Below are 16,510 nucleotides of genomic sequence, written 5' to 3'. Positions count from 1 at the left end.
CACGTGCGGCAACAGCTCGAATCAGCAGGATCTCAACTGTTTCTGCCGAGCTGTCTGATCCATCCGCGGGTATCGGCCGGATCGATGACGTCGTCCAGTTCGAACGTGGTCGCCGCCATCAGCGCCTTGCCCTGTGCGTAGGCCAGTTCTACGAACTGACCGAACAGCGTTTCCCGAGCCACCGGATCTTCGACGGACTCGAGTTCCTTGCGGAAACCGAGACGCACAGCACCTTCCAGACCCATCGGCCCGATCTCGCCCGTCGGCCACGCGACCGTGAACTCGGGGGCGTGGAAGGAACCGCCGGCCATTGCCATGGCGCCCAACCCGTAACCCTTGCGCAGGATGATCGTTCCGAACGGCACGGTGAGGCGAGCACCGGCAACGAAGAACCTGCCGAACCTTCGAACCGTCGCCTCCTCCTCCGAATCCGGGCCCACCATGAATCCCGGTGTGTCGCACAGCGTCACCAGAGGGATGCGGTGCGCTTCGAGCAGTTCCAGGAAATCCGAAGCCTTGTCCGAGGCTTCCGCGTCGATCGCGCCGCCGAGATGCTCGCTGCTGTTCGCCAGCACACCGTACGGAACTCCTTCGACACGAACGAGTGCGGTTACTACACCGCGTCCGTAGTCTCGACGCAGTTCCAGGACGCTGTCGACGTCCGCGATTGCGTCGATCGCTCCACGAACGTCGTACGAGCGCAGGCGATTCTCCGGCACCACATGCCGCGAGAGCCGCGGATCCGGAGCCGTCCACTCTCCGCTCGCACCCTGGAAGTAGCCGAGGTACTGCTTGGCCAGCGCCACCGCATGAGCGTCGTCGTCAGCGACCAGGTGTACGACGCCGTTGCGGCGCTGCACGTCGATGGGGCCGATGTCCTCGGGGCGAAAGTTTCCGAGCCCGCCGCCCTCGACCATGGCAGGACCACCCATCCCGATGTTGGCGTCCGGTGTCGCGATCAGGACGTCGCACGCGCCGGCCAGGGCCGCGTTGCCTGCGAAACAGCGCCCGGACACGACGGCGACCATGGGCACCCGCCCGCTCAGCGCCGCCATGGCGCGGAAGGTTCCCAGCTCGAGGCCCGCCCCGGCGCCGGCGTCGGTGTCACCGGGGCGACCGCCGCCACCTTCCGCGAACAGCACCACCGGAACTCGCTTGCGATCGGCGATCTCGAGCAGGCGGTCGGTCTTGGCGTGATTGCGCATGCCCTGGGTACCGGCGAGCACCGAGTAGTCGTACGAGATCACGACGCTCTCGCCGCCGCTGATGGTCGCCACTCCGCCGATCAACCCGTCGGCAGGAGTGTTGGCGATCAGGTCTTCCTCGCTTCGCCGACTCCGCTGCGCCGCCAGCGCGAGAGCGCCGTACTCGACCAGGCTGTCGTCGTCGACCAGGTCGTAGACGTTCTCGCGAGCAGTCCGGCGTCCCAGCTTGTGACGCTTCGCCACGGCTGCGGGCCGGGCCGGGTCCAGGGTCACCTCGTGGCGAGCGATGATCTCCGCGAGATCGGGACGCACGTCGTCGAGGTCCACCTCGTCGACCTCGGCGAGCTTCGATCCCGCGCTTGCACTACGGACGACGAGCAACGGTTCGCCCGCACCCACCGACCTCCCCGGTGACGACAGGACCCGGACCACTTCGAGATCACCGGGCGCCGAGAGAACATGCTGCATCTTCATCGCCTCGAGGACGGCAACCTGGCCACCCGCATGGACGCCGTCACCGACTGCCGCGAGTTCGACGACGATGCCCGCCATCTGTGCACGGACCACATCCTCGTCCGGTGCCACGTCCACAGACGAGGAGGGCGTTTGTGGGCCAACGTCGGGGACGAGGTCCGCCAATCGAGAACCCAACCAGTCGACGTCGACCAGGCCGTCGCGGAAGTCCTTGTCCGACAGTATTGCCTGCAGGAACTCGATGTTGGTCGCTACGCCGTCGATGGCGAACTCACTTAGAGCAGCAATCGACTTGCGCACCGCGGCAGGAAAATCCGATCGCCGCGTGTGGGTGACGACCTTCGCCAGCAGCGAATCGTAACGCGCACTCGGCGAGAGTCCGACCGTACCGAAGGTGTCCACTCGCACGCCGGGTCCGCCCGGAGGAGTGAAGTTGTCGAGCGTGCCGGAGGACGGCAGCGCATTGCCGTCCGGCGTCATGGTTTCCATATTGACGCGGGCCTGTATCGCAATCCCCGAAGCGTTTGCCACGGATCCGACTGTCTCCGAGGCCTTCTCGACAGCGGTGATCCCTGTTGGCAGGTCCAGGTTCTCGAACGGAACTCCGTCCGCGATCGCGAGCTGCACGGCGACGAGATCGATTCCGGTGACCTCTTCGGTCACCGTGTGCTCCACCTGAATTCGGGGATTGACTTCGAGGAAGACGAACCCGCGTTCCTCGACCAGGAACTCGACCGTCGCGATGCCTCGATAGCCGACCTCGGCGCACAGCCTCGCCGCCGCAGCGTGAAGACGCTCGCGCAGGGCCCCCGACAGCCCCTGCGCGGGCGCAACCTCGATCAACTTCTGATGGCGACGTTGGACGCTGCAATCGCGGTCACCCAGAGCGAGCGCGTGGGTTCCACCTTGCCCCGGTGCCGCCACGATCTGCACTTCGATGTGCCGAGCGTGCTCACTGAGTACCTCGGCGAACAGTGCCGAACTGCCGAATCCCGACTGGGCTTCGGCCGCACACACACGGTACGCGTCGTCGAGCGCTTTCGGGTCGCGCACCGCGCGCATGCCGCGGCCACCGCCGCCGCTGAGCGCCTTGATCATGATGCCGCGGGAGTTGCGCTCGAAGAATTCACGCACCTCGTCGAGGTCGGCGTTCGCCGATGTCGACGGCAGGACCGGCACTCCTGAGTCGACCGCCGCGGTGCGGGCACTGGCCTTGTCGCCGAAAGTCCGGAGAACCTGGGCGTCCGGGCCGACGAAGACGATGCCCGCCTCTGTGCACGCCTGCGCGAATTCGGCATTCTCACTGAGAAATCCGTAGCCCGGGTGCACGTGCGTGGCGCCCGTTTCGGCCGCGATCTTCAGCAGTGCGCTCTGATCCAGGTACGCGGATGCGCCCGACGCTCCGAGCGGCACCGACTCCGTGGCCGCCGCGACGTGCGGACTGGACGCGTCGTCCTCGGCGTACACCGACACCGTCTCGATCCCGAGTTCACGGGCAGTTCGAATGATCCGCAGCGCAATTTCGCCGCGGTTCGCAATCAGCAGTCTCACTTGTCCCCCTGAGTGCGCTCGAACAGATCGCCCTTGCGCACCTTTCCTGTCGCTGTCATCGGAAGCGCCTCGAGCACTTCCACTTCGGGCACCTTGTACGTGGCCATGTTCTCCTTCGCCCACGAGACGATCTCGTCGGCCACAGTGTCGGAACCCTCGACCAGTTGGACAAACGCAAAAGCCACCTGCCCCTTGTCCGGGTCCGGTTTCGGCACCACCGCAGCCTTTTCGATCGCCGGGTGCAGCATGAGCAGCGCTTCCACCTCGGAGGGAAAGACACTCATGCCGTTGGTCTTGATCATTTCCTTGTTCCGCGCCAAATAGTGCAAACCGCCACGCTCACTGAACTTTCCGACGTCACCGGTCTGCAGCCAGCCGTCACGGATGGCGTCGGCGGTGGCCGCCTCGTTGCGGTAGTACGCGGAAAGGATGGACGGGCTGCGCACGATGATCTGCCCGTGCTCGCCGACGGGAACCGGCCTGCCGTCGTGATCGACGATCAGAACGTCGGTGCCGGGCACCGGAATTCCGCAGAACACCGGCTCGCTTTTCAGGTCGTAGTCGCCGTCCTGGAAGCCGAGGGTGATCGTGTCCGCGGTGTGGGTTTCGGTCATGCCGTAGCTCGCTTCGCGCAGAACGCCGCCTGTAGCCTCGCGCCACCGCTGGCGCGTGGCCGGATCGAGTTTGAGAACGAACGAAACTGCCATGACGTTCTGGAGTGTCGAGAGATTTCGCTCCGCGAATCCTGGCGTGTCCATCAGTTCGACGTAATTGTCGACAGTTCCGACCAGCGAGGTCACGCCGTAAGCCTCGACAGCGTCGAGCGTGGTCTCCGCATCCCAACGATTCAGCAGGACCACGGTTCCGCCGTTGACGAGCGGAACCAGGATGCCGAAGTCCTCACCTGCGATCCAGAAGATCGGCAGAAACACCAGGGACACCGGCGGATTGGCACCCACCTGGTCACCGCCCGCAAGCGTCGCGGTAGCCGCGGTGTAAACCATGTGGCGCTGAGTGTGCTCACAGCCCTTGGGCATTCCCGTCGTTCCGCCCGTGTAGTTCAGGGCGGCGAGGGAATCGAGTTCGGTGGCGACAGGAGTCGCCCGCTCACTGGTGATGATCGACTGCCAGTCGCTCAGGCGCGGATCGTCGACCTCGAAGGGCAGTTCGACGGTCGGGATCGCCGTCAGCATGTCCGACACTGCAGTCTTCGCGACGTGTTCGAGTGGAGTCTGTGAGCGAACCTTCTTCACCAACTTCGAGAAGGTGTTCTGCGTCAGTAGGACCTTGACGCCGGCATCGTTGAGTTCGTGAATCAATTCATGTTCACGGAAGAGTGGATTGATCGGCACGTGAACCGCACCGACCTTGAGAATGCCGAGCATCGCGATATGGAACTGAGGGCAATTGACCAGGTGAACGCCGACGCGATCGCCGCGTTCGACTCCGAGTGACAGCAGCCATCCGGCAAAACGATCCGAAAGCTCGTCGTATTCGGAATACGTGATGACCCGGCCGTAGAAGACGATGGCAGGAGTATCCGGCCGCTCGATCGCCCAATGCCGCAAGTAATCGACAAGTCCCCCACCTTCGAGCGGATACTCGACGGCGCGGGGAATGCCGGCGGGCCAATGCGCTTGTTGCAGCGCAGAGATCTCCGCCAGAGCCGCTTCGAGCACTTCTTGTTCTGCCACCGATCACTCCATTCGTAAAAGAAATCTATTTCGACTCTTCGAACCCGATCAACCGCTCGGACATCGTCGTCATATCTGCAATGAACTGGTTCTGCTCTTCGACACTCGCCTTACTCAGTCGTGCTCCACCGGCCATCTGTGCGTCCGAGATCATCTGAACGAGCACCGGGGGCGAAACACAGGGATCTACGTCGTGAACCTGTCGAATCCGTTCGACAAAGCGGACGTAGCGGCTCACGAGCTTTTCGCGAACCGCCGACCAACTGCGCTCGACCTCGGAATCCACCCGCGCCCGATGCTCGATCACCGCGAGCAGGTCACCGTAGGTGTACACGGCCGTGATGAACGCCGACGTGGTCGTTCGGAGAACTTCGCGTAGATCCTCGGCCGCCGGGCCCTCCATGTGCTGAGCGTCGAGGAAGCGTCGGCACATCATTTCGGCGACGGCGCGGAAGACCTCGTCCTTCGACGAGAAGTACGCGTAGAAGGTCGCCCGGGACACATCAGCCCTGGTCGTGATCGTCTCGACCGTCACGGCGTCGTATCCGAGTTCGCCGAAGCAGAGGGCAGCGGTGTCGAGCAGTCCGGCACGGCGTGGACCGTCGCCGAGTTTGCGGGCTGTCCGCGCTCGCTCCTGCGTTTCACTGGTGGTCACCGTCACAGTGTGTGTTGACGTTGACGTCAATGTCAAGAATCGCGAGCCCGGCGCCCCACTTCGGCTTTTTGTTCGGGTCACCCTTTCACACCCCGCATATCGGGTGTAAGACTCTGCCTCTAATGTTTTTCGCCTTTCCCAGAAGGAGTCAATTCCGTGCCGGAAGAATCCGCCTCGCCCTCCTATTCCACAATCAAGGAAACAGTTGCAGCTTTGATGCCGGCACTGGAGTCGGAACTCGTCGAACTTGTTCGTATTCCGTCGATAGCAACAGAAGGTTTCCCCAGCGAGCCCCTGTTCGAGGCTCACGACCTGATCGTTTCTCTATTGGAGAAGTCCGGAGTCACGAAGATAGAGAAACTCGAAATAACAGGTAAAACTGCGCCGGTCATCATTGCAACAGTTCCCGGTCCAGAGGGAGCCCCGACCGTAGTGATGTATTCGCATTACGACGTCGTTCCCGCCGACGACGTCGAACTCTGGGATTCACCGCCTTTCGAACCGAGCAAGCGTGACGGCGCGATTTACGGCCGCGGTACGGCAGATTCGAAGGCAAACGTCATCGGCATGATCGGCGCGCTTCGCGTCTTCGACGGAAAGCCGCCGGTGACGGTCAAGCTCGTCATCGAAGGCCAGGAAGAATTCGGCAGCCCCTTCGACAACTATCCGCCGGAAGCCCCCGAATTGTTTGCGGCCGACGCAATGGTCATCGCCGACGTCGGGAGCGTTCGACCCGGATCACCGACCCTGACCGTCGCACTGCGCGGATCGGCCCAGGTGATCGTCGAACTCACCACTCTCGGAGCCGACAAGCACAACGGCCTCTACGGCGGCGCCGCACCGGACGCCCGCCTCGCGCTCATCCGCGCACTGGCGTCGCTGCACGACGACAACGGTGACGTGGCGATCGACGGCCTCCTGCGCGAACCGTGGACCGGCAGTTCATACACCGAGGACGAGTTCCGCACCCTCGCCGAGATCCAAGACGGGCTTCCGCTGCTCGGAACCGGCGGCATCGGCGAACGCATCTGGTCGGGCCCGGCCATCACCGTGACGGGAATCGACGCTCCCCCTGTGGACGGTGCGGTCAACGCCGTCGCAAGCACTGCCCGCGCCGTGATCAATCTGCGCGTACACCCGCGCCAACCTGCCATCGAGGCGCAGGCTGCTCTGGTCCGACACCTGGAAGCCCTGCGCCCCTTCGGTTTACAACTGACTGTCACCGCGGGAGAAACCGGCGACGGGTTTGCGGCAGCCGAAGGTGGACCGGCCTTCGACGCGGCATTGTCTGCATTATCGCAGTCGTGGGGTGAGCCGGCCGGGCTGATGGCAGGCGGCGGCTCGATCCCCCTCGTGATGGCCTTGGATACAGCAGTGCCCACCGCCGAGAAGCTGTTGTTCGGCGCCACCGACGGTTACGCGAACATCCACGGCCCCAACGAACGCGTCCTGCTCGACGAGCTCGAGAAGGCCGTCGTCGCCAAAGCACTGTTCTTCCAGGAGTACGCACACACCTTCGAGGGGAAGAAATGAGCACCGAGACCGACACGGGGTCCGCACCTACTCCGGCCAAGAAGAAGTTCGAGTTCCCCGGCGCGGTCACGATGCTCGCGATCGTCACCATTCTGGTCTGGGTTGCGGCACTGTTCATTCCGGCCGGACGCTTCGGCGTCGACGTGGACGGCTCACCCGTTCCCGGCAGCTTCGAGACCGTCACGTCTCCGCTCTCGTTCTGGGAACGAATCCAGCAACTGATCCTCTCCCCCGTGAACGGCCTCTACGGCGTCCAGGATTCGATCACCGGGTTCGTCGACACCGACAACATCGGACGGCTCTTCGGTTCGGTCGGCGTAGTCCTCTTCATCATGGCGCTCGGTGCGTTCATCTCGGTCAGCTTTGCCACCCGCAGCCTGGAAACCGCTGTCTCCCAACTCGCTACCAAGCTCAGCGACAAGGGCTGGTTGCTCATCACCGTCATCATGGTGCTGTTCTCGCTGCTCGGTTCGACAATGGGCTTCTCGGTCGAGACGTTCGGCTTCTACGCCCTGCTCATACCGCTGATGACGGCACTGGGCTACGACCGCATGGTCGCGGCCACCATGATCATCCTCGGCGCTCTGGTCGGAAACATGGCGTCGACCGTCAATCCGTTCTCGATCGGCGTCGCCTCCGGTGAGGCAGGCGTCTCCATCGGTGACGGCATCGTGCTGCGCGTGATCCTGTGGATCGTATTGACTGCTGTGGCAGTGGCATTCGTTCTCCGCTACGCCGCAAAGGTGAAGAAGGATCCGTCCAAGTCGCTTGTCGGTTTCGACATCGCGGACGACGAAGACGAAGAGCCGGCCGAGCCGGTGGACATCGACGGCAAGCTCACCGGAACTCAGAAGCTGGTACTGCTCATCACCGGACTCACCTTCGGACTGATGATCTTCTCCGTCATCCCGTGGTCGAGCATCTTCGGCGCCACCACCGGTCCGGCCGAGTACGACGCGTACCACGTCACGGCAACCGAGCCCTACTGGTTCGAGTTGAACTGGTGGTTCCCGCAATTGGCGATGCTGTTCATCCTCGCCGCCGTTCTCGTCGGCATAGTCGCGAAGATGGGTGAGAAGAAGATCGTCTCCCTGATCACGCGTGGAGCCGGCGACATGGTCGGACCGGCGATCGTCATCCTGCTCGCTCGCGGCGTCTCGGTGATCATGACCAACACCGAAACCCTCGACACCATCCTCAACGCGATGGAGCAATTGGTCAGCGGCGCTTCGGCGGGGGTCTTCGCGATCCTGGTGATGCTCGTCAACATCCCGCTGGCGTTCCTGATCCCGTCCAGTTCCGGTCACGCCACCCTGGCGATGCCGCTGCTCGCGCCGCTGGGCGACTTTGCCGGAGTCAGCCGAGCACTCGTCATCACCGCCTTCCAGATGGGCCACGGCCTGATGCTGATGGTTGCCCCGACCAACGTCGTCGTTGTCGGCGGGTTGGCCATGGCGAAGGTCGGCTACGACAAGTTCCTGCGCTTCGTCTGGCCACTGCTACTGATCAACTTCGTGATCGTTGTCGTGGTGATCGGCGCAGCAGCGGTATTCGAGTAGTTCAGGCGTGGTGGGCCTCGCGTGCCGCCGTCTCCAGACGGTCGGTGTACTCGGCCCACCACGCCTCATCACCGGGAGCCAGATTGTTGTCGCCCGCCTTCATCCCAGCGGCGCCGTCGATCAGCTCCCGCACGATGTCCGCGTGGCCGGCGTGCCGATGGATCTCGGTGACAACGTGAACGAGTATCCGGTGCAGTGTGACGTCGCGACGATCCTCCGGCCAGTGCTTCACGAAGCCGGGGGCGTCCAGATCGTGCTCCTCGATCGTGGCGTCGGCGAAAGCCCAGGTGCGGCGATAGGTTTCGACGATGTCGGCAGTGGACTCGTCGGCGCGGGCCCACATGTCGACGTTGAGTTCCTCCGAACGCAACCACGCGGGGAGATCGGGAACCCGACGGCCGAACGTAGGACCGAAATACCCGAGCTCGACGCCGATCATGTGTTTGACCAGACCCAACAAGTTGGTCCCTGTCCGGGTCATCGGGCGCCGAATGTCATACTCCGACAGCCCGTCGAGCTTCCAGACGAGCACGTCGCGCGCTGCCTGCAGGTACCGCTGGAGATCTTCCTTTTCCGAGTTGGTGGTCATGAAACCAACCTAAACCGAGTGGAGCAGACATTGACAGCGGTCGAGGATCTGACCGAGGTTGCCTCCCGGGCCGTCGCCGCCGAGCGTGACGCCCGGTCGGTGCGCTGGCACAACCCGGCAGCCGTCCGCAAGGCTGCCGCGGCCGTCCGTGATTCGCTCGACGACGAACGATCAGCGCTGAGCCGACCATCGTACAGCGGGTTGTCGCCGTCGCCGCACATGGCGCGCCAACTCGAACTGATCACGACGTTGCAGCCGCCACTGCCCGCCGACGCCGGCATCGGCACCGCCGCGCAGGCCGAGGCCGACGCCGTCGCCGCGGTGACCACCGCACGGATAGCCTTGCGCGCCGCCCACCTTGCGGTTCTCGAAGCACGCGTCGCCGCGCTCGATGCCGGTGACACCGATACCGTCGCCGCCGCGATCCGCGGTTACGTCCCGCTGAACTCTGGCAACCCCGTCGTCCGCCACGTGCAGGATCTCGGCTCCCGGATCCGTGAGGAAGCACGGCACGTGGTGAGTGGTAAGCCTCGGTCGATCGCTTTTCGGCTGGGGCTGAGCCTCGGAATGGGCTTGGCGTACCTGGCATTCATTCGCCTCTTCCAGTGGGACGCCAAGGAAGATCGACTGCCTTATCTTGCGCTGTACGCACTCTCGGGTGTGGTCGGAAGCGTCGTGTGCACCAATGCGCTCAGCTTCGACGCCGGCCGCGTCCGTGCTGCGTTGTCAGGTGGAACCAGACTCTGGCACGTACTGGTCGCGAAAAACGCGGTGATGCTGCTTCTCGTCGGCAGCGCCGGGTTCCTGCTCAGCGCCGTCCTCGCGTGGCGCTCCGGAAGCAGTGCCGACCTGGTGAAGGCGTGCGGCCAGGTGCTGACCATGATCCTGCTCTGGTTGGGGGTCGCGAACGTGATGTCGGTGAGCTTGCCGCTGCGAGCAGAACCGATGACGGCGCGGCGCCACGACGGCACGTGGAAGCAGTTCCTGCTGTCCTTCGTCATCTCGTACGGTGTCGGACTGATCGTCAATCTGATGCTCTACTGGCGCGTCTGGGCAAAGACGACGCTGCTCGAGCAGATGGGCGGTCCGTGGATTCCGGTCCTGCTGCTCCTCGCGAGCGCGGCCGCGACGTGGCTGTTGCTGACCGTGCTGGCCGTACTCCTGGCCGAGCAACCGCGCTTCCGTCGCGCCTTGCACCGGGAGATGGTGGTCTACCGCGAAGAAACCAACCACTTGCAGGCGACCATTCAGCACAATTCCGGCTAATGTAGCCGTGCGTGGCTGATCCGGGCACGTCGCGAGTACACGCAGTGTCGAGGAAGGCGTGACCCATCATGTCCGTAAAGCCTGGCGCGGCCGCCACAACGGCCGCCGTGAGCACCGCCTCCTGGCTACCACTCATCGTGGTGGTCCTCACCCAGATTCAGGCGTCGTTCGCCGTCAACGCCCTGACCGTCTCGATGGCCGGCATCACCACCGATCTCGACACGCCCGCAACAAGTGTCGGCACCGCGATCACCGCGGGCACCTTCGCCATGGCTGCCTTCATTCTGTTGGGGGCCAAGATCGGCGCCCGTTACGGAACGCGTCTGGTCTTCCAGATTGCCGTCGCGATTCACGGCCTCGCAATGGCCGCGGTCGCCCTGAGTCAGAGCCCGGCAATGCTGTTCGTGGCGCAAGCTGCATCCGGCGCCGTGATCGCCCTCATCGCTCCCGCGTTGACGGTCTTCATCGCCACGAACTTCAGTGGCGATCAGCAGGCAAAGGCCATCGGTTACCTGGCAGCAGCAATCCCGGCGGCCGGTGTGCTGGCGCTGCTCATCGCCGGTTCCTTCGCGACGACGATCGGGTGGCGATACTCGTTCGCCCTCGTCGTGGCTCTCGCGGTGGTCAACCTGATCCTGAGCTTCCGGGTCAAACCTGTTCCCCCGCAGAAGGACATCACCATCGACTGGGCCGGCGCCGCCATTGCTGCCGTTGCCGTCATCCTGCTCAGCTTCGGTTTCAGCGGCCTGAACTCGTGGGGCGTCATCCTGGCCACCGACGCTGCGCCGTTCTCGGTCATCGGTGTCTCACCCGCGGCCATCCTGATCGTCCTCGGCACCATCTGCGCGCAGGGATTCTTCCAGTGGACGCGAAGCCGCAAGGCGCAGAACAAGCCTCAGCTCTTCAACCTCGACGTCCTCAAGACCGGCGCCGAGCGCGCCACCACGATTTGCATGGCGACGATGATGTTCGTGGGAACCGCGGCCAACTTCCTCATTCCGCTGTACATGCAGATCATCCAGGGCCGCAGCAGCTTGCAGACGTCGTTCTCGATCATCCCGTACACACTTTCGATCTTCATCGCGAGTACCGTCGTCGCGCGTCTGTACAAGACGTACTCCCCGCGTCTGATCGCACGAGCCGGGTTCGTCGTCGTTGCCGCTGGACTCATCTTGTTGGCCTTCACCATTCGTGGCGACTGGCATCAGATCTTTGTCATCATCGGACTGATCACCCTCGGCCTCGGGCAGGGCGCCATCGTTGCGCTGGTGTTCAACACCCTCCTCACCGCAGCCCCCAAGGAACTGGCCGGCGACGTCGGTGCCTGGCGGGGACTGGTACACAACATGTCCGGCAGCGTCGGCATCGCGGTGGCCAGCGTCTTCGCCGTCGGAATCCTCGGTACCCTCGTCAGCTCGCAGCTGATCGACAACCCCACCATCCCTGCATCGCTCAAGGTCGAGTCCGGGATCAATCTCGACCAGGTCAACTTCGTCCCCAACGATCAACTCGTCGTGACGCTCGAAAACACCTCGGCGACACAAGCACAGATCGACGAAGCCATCCGGATCAACACCGAAGCGCGCTTGCGCGCCCTGCGAACCTCGCTACTCGTCCTCGCCGGACTCTCCCTGCTCGCCATCATTCCGGCCGGCCGCATGCCCGACGAAGTACCTGCTCTGGAAGAACCGCAACCCACGAAGGGCAAGAAGTAACCGATGTCCAACCAAGACCAATTCGGTCCGATCGAATACGTTGCCGTCGAGTTTCCCGGCGGTGCACCGACCTCCGCAGGATTCGAGCAGCTGCTCACTCTCGTCGACTCCGGCGTGATCCGCATCCTCGACCTCGAGTTCGTCACCAAAGCCGCCGATGGATCAGTGGCCGTCGTACCGGCATCGACCTTCGAACTCGCAGATTTCGATCTGGCGCAGTTCGACGGCGCAGCCTCCGGACTGCTCGACGCCGGCGACATCGCCGCCGTCGGTGACGAGTTGGCCACCGGTAGTGTTGCCGCCGTGCTTGTTTACGAGGAACTGGCCATACTGCCAGTGATCGACGCGTGGACACGCAGCGGCGCAAAGATTGTCACCGAAGGTCACCTGAGCTTGGACGAACTTGCCACCGCACTCGACAACACCGCACCAGGCAATACGGAGAAGGACGCATGAGTTTCTTGAGGCGAGCCGGCCGGGTAGCCGTCGCAAGCTCCATTCACGGCAATGTTCAGCGCCGTCAGCGGACCCGTTGGGCCGCCGAAGATCAGGCTCGCGCAGCGCAGGCCCAGCCGGTGCCTCCGATTCCCGATCTACCACCCCTGCCACCGCAGGCAGCTCCGGCAGCATCGATGGACTTGAAGCTCGAACAGCTCACCAAGCTGGGCGAACTCAAGAATGCGGGAGTATTGACCGAGGCCGAGTTCGAGACCCAGAAGGCGCGCATCCTCGCCTGACCTAGCTGCGCCTCCCGAGGGCAAAAGCCATGACGGGAAGCTGCGTCGTCGCGAGATTCAACAGAGATGCCACTCGCGCATCCGTGAATCCTGCGATGGCGCAGCCCACAAGTCCCATCGCCTCGGTCACGAGGTACAGATTCTGAACCAGCACACCGGCATCCACGTGCATCGTGCGGTAGTGCCGCATCGCGTACTTCTCGAGCGGCGCTTCAACGTCGGCGACCACAAACAAAAGAACCGGGAACACGTCGACGAACTCGGGTTGGAGAAGGCTCGCTCGAAGGTGCTCTCGCACGTCGCCTGGCCGGACAGCTTCGGCGCGGCCTCGGGCATATCGGTATACCCCGGCTCCGAGCTCGTCTCCGGGTCGGCTGAGAACAAACGACAGCGTCAGTTCGCACATCCCGCCCGCCGTCGGGCTGCTGACAACACTGTGGTGCAACATGTTTGACAGCTCGCCTGCTCGGAGTGCCGTCTGTGCGGGGTCGTAGCGGCTCCGTCGTGCCTGCAAGACGTCCGCGAACCCGCAGGCCGGCAGTGGCGTCGCGGCCGGCAGTTCCACGGATTCACACGTCACCGGCGGCAGTGCGTGCTCGTCGAACGGTAGCTCCGACGGACTCACCGTCCGGTCCAACACTGCATGCAGCGATACGACGGCCTCGATTCGCTCGAGTGCGGTCACGAACCCGGGTGCAGCAGGCGAGACACCTCGCCGGCCCCGTCGATCGAGACCAACTCGCCGGCGAACCACGCCTCCGGAACGGCAAAGATCGCATTCGACGCCGCGGCGGGGGTTCCGGCAAATGCCGTCCGCGCAGCATCCAGGGTGGATTCCCGAGCCGACTCGGTGGAGTAGACGACGAGGACAGCCTTCGGCGACTTCGCGAGCACCGATTCCGTGGCTACCTGGCCGAAGTACTTTCCGTCGGGAAGGTCGTTCTCGAAAAGATTGCTTCCCCCGGCGGCCTCGAGCACACTGCTGTAGAGGCCCCTGGCCAGAGCATAGGACTGTCCCTCCGAAACCTGAACCATCACAGTGGGAACCGGCTCCTGCCCGGCGACAGATGCCTCGGTTGCTGCGAGGGACTTCTTGCCGTCGGCCAGGAGGGTTGCTGCCGCCTCACTTGTTCCGGTCAAGGCGCCGAGACCGTCGAGGTCGGACCAGACGTCGTCGATCCGCCCCTCGGTGACGGCCTTGTGGCAGTAGCCGCTGTTCACGAAGATCGGGATGCCGAGGTCACGCAATTCGTCCATGGTCTGCAATCGGTCACCGTCGAACCAGTATTCCCCGTCGGAGACGATCAGATCCGGACGGGCGTCGAGCAATGCTTCTTTCGCGGGAACTCCGGTGCTCAGTACCGGCACGGCCGCGAACTGATCAGCGAGTTCGGGGCTGGGAGGAGAGAGGTCGGTATTCGATTGTCCGACAATGCGGTCGGCGGCGCCGAGCTGAATGAGAAGTTCCGTCATCGACGGATACAGCGAGACAATCCGCTCCGCCGTCTTGGGCACCGTGACCTCGCGATCACAATTGGTGACGGTGATCTTCTCGGACGACGACGCCGCCGAATCCGCCGTGGAGTTTCCGCATGCGGTCAGTACTGCGGTGGCGGTAACGGCCGAGCACAACAGCGCGGCAGTACGTATCGAGGATTTCAAGACACTGCTTCTTTCGTGTGTAGGAGCGGAGGGGCGAACGAGAGCAGGGGGCGCCCGGTCAACGGATGAGTGCCGAGATGCACCTGAACCCCGAATACTTCGGACAGCAGGTCCTCGGTGAGGACCTCGGCCGTTGGTCCTGTCGCGACAACTACCCCGCCGGAGAGCAGACAGACGTAGTCGCAATACGCTGCGGCCAAGGCGAGTTCATGGATCGCGACAATCGTCGTGGTACCGAGTTCGGCGACCAATTCCATCAATTCGAGTTGAGCACGGATGTCGAGGTGGTTGGTGGGCTCGTCCAGGACCAGCACCGACGGTTGTTGAGCGATCGCCCGGGCCAACATCACACGCTGCTTTTCTCCGCCGGACAGTTCGGCGAAGAGACGTGATCCAAAGCCCTGCATACCGGTTCGCATCAGTGCTGCGCTGACGATGTCTCGGTCGATCTCGCCGAGTCGAGAGAACGCGCTGTGATGCGGCGTCCGACCCGTTGCAACCACCTCGCGGACCCTGAACGAGAAATCGGATGAATGCTCCTGCCCCACAACACCGATGATGCGTGCCGCCGATCGAGGCGAGAGATCGTCCCAAACATTCACCTCGTCCACCTTCACGATTCCGCTTCGAGGCTTCATCGAGCGATACAACGCGCGAAGGAGGGAGGACTTTCCACTGCCGTTCGGTCCGACGAGTCCGACCACGCTTCCCTCGGGCGCTTCGAGGTCTACACCCGAAACCACGAGGCGTCCGCCCCGAACGACGTGAATTCCGCTGGCCGACAATCTCATGACTGCGCACCGCCGTCCCGTCGAAGCAACCAGAGGAAGAACGGTGCACCCAATCCGGCGGTGATGATCCCGAGTGGTAATTCGTTGGGCGCATCCAACATCCGAGCCGCAAGATCGACGATCACCAGGAAGGTGGCACCAACCAACGCGGTCGCGGGGAGCAGCTTGCCGTGATCGGAACCGACCAGAAGTCGTACGGCGTGCGGCACGAGCAGCCCCACGAAACCGATTCCCCCGGCGACGGATACGACAACCGCGGTCAGCAACGACGCGATCACCAGTAGTAGCAACCTGGTACGGCGCACGTCCACGCCGACCGATTGCGCGCTCTCGTCTCCCATGGCCAACGCGTTGAGTTGGCGCGATTGTGTCAACAGAATTGCCGCACAGACGGTGATCACCGCGGCGGGCACACCGAGATCCGACCAACTGGCCCCGCTCACCGAGCCCAGCAACCAGAAGAGCACTCCCGAAAGCTGACTCGGATCGGCGCGCAACTGCACAAAACTTGTTGCAGCCGAGAGTAGATAGCCGATGGCAACTCCGGCCAGGACCATGCGCAGCGGGACGAGCATTCCCTCTCGCCGACCCAGTACGAGAACCGCGATCAGGGAGACCATGGCCCCCAGGAAGGCTGCCACCGGGACACCGATCGACAGGCCGGTGCCGATGCCGGTCGTCATGATCAGTACTGCACCGAAGGATGCTCCGGAACCCACGCCCAGAATGTACGGATCGGCAATCGGGTTGCGCACCAACGCTTGCAGCACGGCGCCGGCCAGCGACAGCCCGGCGCCCGCCAATGCCGCAATCAGAATGCGCGGTACCCGCAATCCCCACACGATCCGATCGAGCAACGGGTCGACCGGCGGACCGCCGACGTGTGCGTACAACACCGCGAACACGTCGGCAAAGGACACCGACGCGGCACCCGACCACACCGCGACGGTGGAGACCGCGACAAGCACAACCGCCGTGGCCAACAGAAACGGGACGTACCCGCGCTCGCCGACGGGATGTGGACGCGACGGCACTCGTGGTGCTGCCTCGCTGGTCAGCGTCATCGCACTCCTGAGTCG

General features: G+C 63.7%; 14 protein-coding genes. 6 read left to right on the top strand and 8 right to left on the bottom strand.

The window, feature by feature from the left end; genetic code table 11:
• Positions 1-32: 32 nt before the first annotated feature.
• Genes ACN50D_RS23450 through ACN50D_RS23440 form a run of 3 tightly spaced genes read right to left on the bottom strand, consistent with a single transcriptional unit; the run spans position 33 to position 5,585 of the window.
• On the bottom strand, positions 33-3,230 hold the full coding sequence (locus ACN50D_RS23450; protein ID WP_158170483.1) for a carboxyl transferase domain-containing protein: 3,198 nt from the start codon (positions 3,228-3,230) through the stop codon (positions 33-35).
• Positions 3,227-4,924 (bottom strand): AMP-binding protein, encoded by a 1,698-nt coding sequence (locus tag ACN50D_RS23445; protein ID WP_212634052.1) that lies wholly within the window; start codon positions 4,922-4,924, stop codon positions 3,227-3,229. The genes ACN50D_RS23450 and ACN50D_RS23445 overlap by 4 nt, the downstream gene beginning before the upstream one ends.
• A 25-nt stretch (positions 4,925-4,949) precedes the next feature.
• A complete protein-coding gene (locus ACN50D_RS23440; RefSeq protein ID WP_019746323.1) occupies positions 4,950-5,585 on the bottom strand; it encodes a TetR/AcrR family transcriptional regulator in 636 nt (211 codons plus the stop codon).
• 150 nt (positions 5,586-5,735) lie between these two features.
• Between ACN50D_RS23440 and ACN50D_RS23435 the strand changes: the two genes are divergently transcribed.
• Positions 5,736-7,112: a M20/M25/M40 family metallo-hydrolase gene (locus ACN50D_RS23435; protein ID WP_212634051.1), complete on the top strand. Its 1,377-nt coding sequence runs from the start codon at positions 5,736-5,738 to the stop codon at positions 7,110-7,112.
• Positions 7,109-8,671, top strand: coding sequence for a YfcC family protein (locus tag ACN50D_RS23430; RefSeq protein ID WP_058038092.1), 1,563 nt, complete (start codon positions 7,109-7,111; stop codon positions 8,669-8,671). Before ACN50D_RS23435 ends, ACN50D_RS23430 begins: the two co-directional genes overlap by 4 nt.
• A 1-nt stretch (position 8,672) precedes the next feature.
• Here the strand turns inward: ACN50D_RS23430 and ACN50D_RS23425 are convergent, their stop codons facing one another.
• Positions 8,673-9,260: a DinB family protein gene (locus ACN50D_RS23425; RefSeq protein WP_192712839.1), complete on the bottom strand. Its 588-nt coding sequence runs from the start codon at positions 9,258-9,260 to the stop codon at positions 8,673-8,675.
• An 18-nt stretch (positions 9,261-9,278) separates the two neighbouring features.
• Between ACN50D_RS23425 and ACN50D_RS23420 the strand changes: the two genes are divergently transcribed.
• The 4 genes from ACN50D_RS23420 (at position 9,279) to ACN50D_RS23405 (ending at position 12,978) form a co-directional block, all read left to right on the top strand.
• Positions 9,279-10,526, top strand: a complete 1,248-nt coding sequence (locus ACN50D_RS23420) for a hypothetical protein (RefSeq protein ID WP_042453265.1) — start codon at positions 9,279-9,281, stop codon at positions 10,524-10,526.
• A 68-nt stretch (positions 10,527-10,594) separates the two neighbouring features.
• Entirely contained in the window at positions 10,595-12,241 is a 1,647-nt protein-coding gene (locus tag ACN50D_RS23415) for an MFS transporter (protein ID WP_192712837.1), read from the top strand.
• Between the two features lie 3 nt (positions 12,242-12,244).
• Entirely contained in the window at positions 12,245-12,697 is a 453-nt protein-coding gene (locus ACN50D_RS23410) for a DUF6325 family protein (protein WP_007735911.1), read from the top strand.
• The gene (locus ACN50D_RS23405; RefSeq protein WP_007735909.1) at positions 12,694-12,978 is read left to right on the top strand and encodes an SHOCT domain-containing protein; all 285 of its coding nucleotides are present in this window, start codon (positions 12,694-12,696) and stop codon (positions 12,976-12,978) included. The genes ACN50D_RS23410 and ACN50D_RS23405 overlap by 4 nt, the downstream gene beginning before the upstream one ends.
• A gap of 1 nt (position 12,979) precedes the next feature.
• On the opposite strand, the gene ACN50D_RS23400 is transcribed toward ACN50D_RS23405, so the two are convergent.
• From ACN50D_RS23400 to ACN50D_RS23385, 4 genes are read right to left on the bottom strand one after another with little or no spacing between them, the layout of a single operon-like run.
• Positions 12,980-13,663 carry a SagB family peptide dehydrogenase gene (locus ACN50D_RS23400; RefSeq protein ID WP_192712835.1) on the bottom strand — a complete coding sequence of 228 codons (684 nt, stop codon included), beginning with the start codon at positions 13,661-13,663 and terminating at the stop codon, positions 12,980-12,982.
• On the bottom strand, positions 13,660-14,640 hold the full coding sequence (locus tag ACN50D_RS23395; RefSeq protein ID WP_054188694.1) for an ABC transporter substrate-binding protein: 981 nt from the start codon (positions 14,638-14,640) through the stop codon (positions 13,660-13,662). Before ACN50D_RS23395 ends, ACN50D_RS23400 begins: the two co-directional genes overlap by 4 nt.
• Positions 14,637-15,431, bottom strand: a complete 795-nt coding sequence (locus tag ACN50D_RS23390) for an ABC transporter ATP-binding protein (protein WP_192712834.1) — start codon at positions 15,429-15,431, stop codon at positions 14,637-14,639. The genes ACN50D_RS23395 and ACN50D_RS23390 overlap by 4 nt, the downstream gene beginning before the upstream one ends.
• A complete protein-coding gene (locus ACN50D_RS23385; protein ID WP_042920630.1) occupies positions 15,428-16,495 on the bottom strand; it encodes a FecCD family ABC transporter permease in 1,068 nt (355 codons plus the stop codon). The genes ACN50D_RS23390 and ACN50D_RS23385 overlap by 4 nt, the downstream gene beginning before the upstream one ends.
• Between the last annotated feature and the right edge of the window lie 15 nt (positions 16,496-16,510).

The organism is Rhodococcus sp. SB1D, from assembly GCF_048573875.1.
In the GTDB taxonomy this organism is placed as follows: domain Bacteria; phylum Actinomycetota; class Actinomycetes; order Mycobacteriales; family Mycobacteriaceae; genus Rhodococcus_F; species Rhodococcus_F qingshengii.
This window is presented reverse-complemented; position numbering and strand designations above follow the sequence as displayed.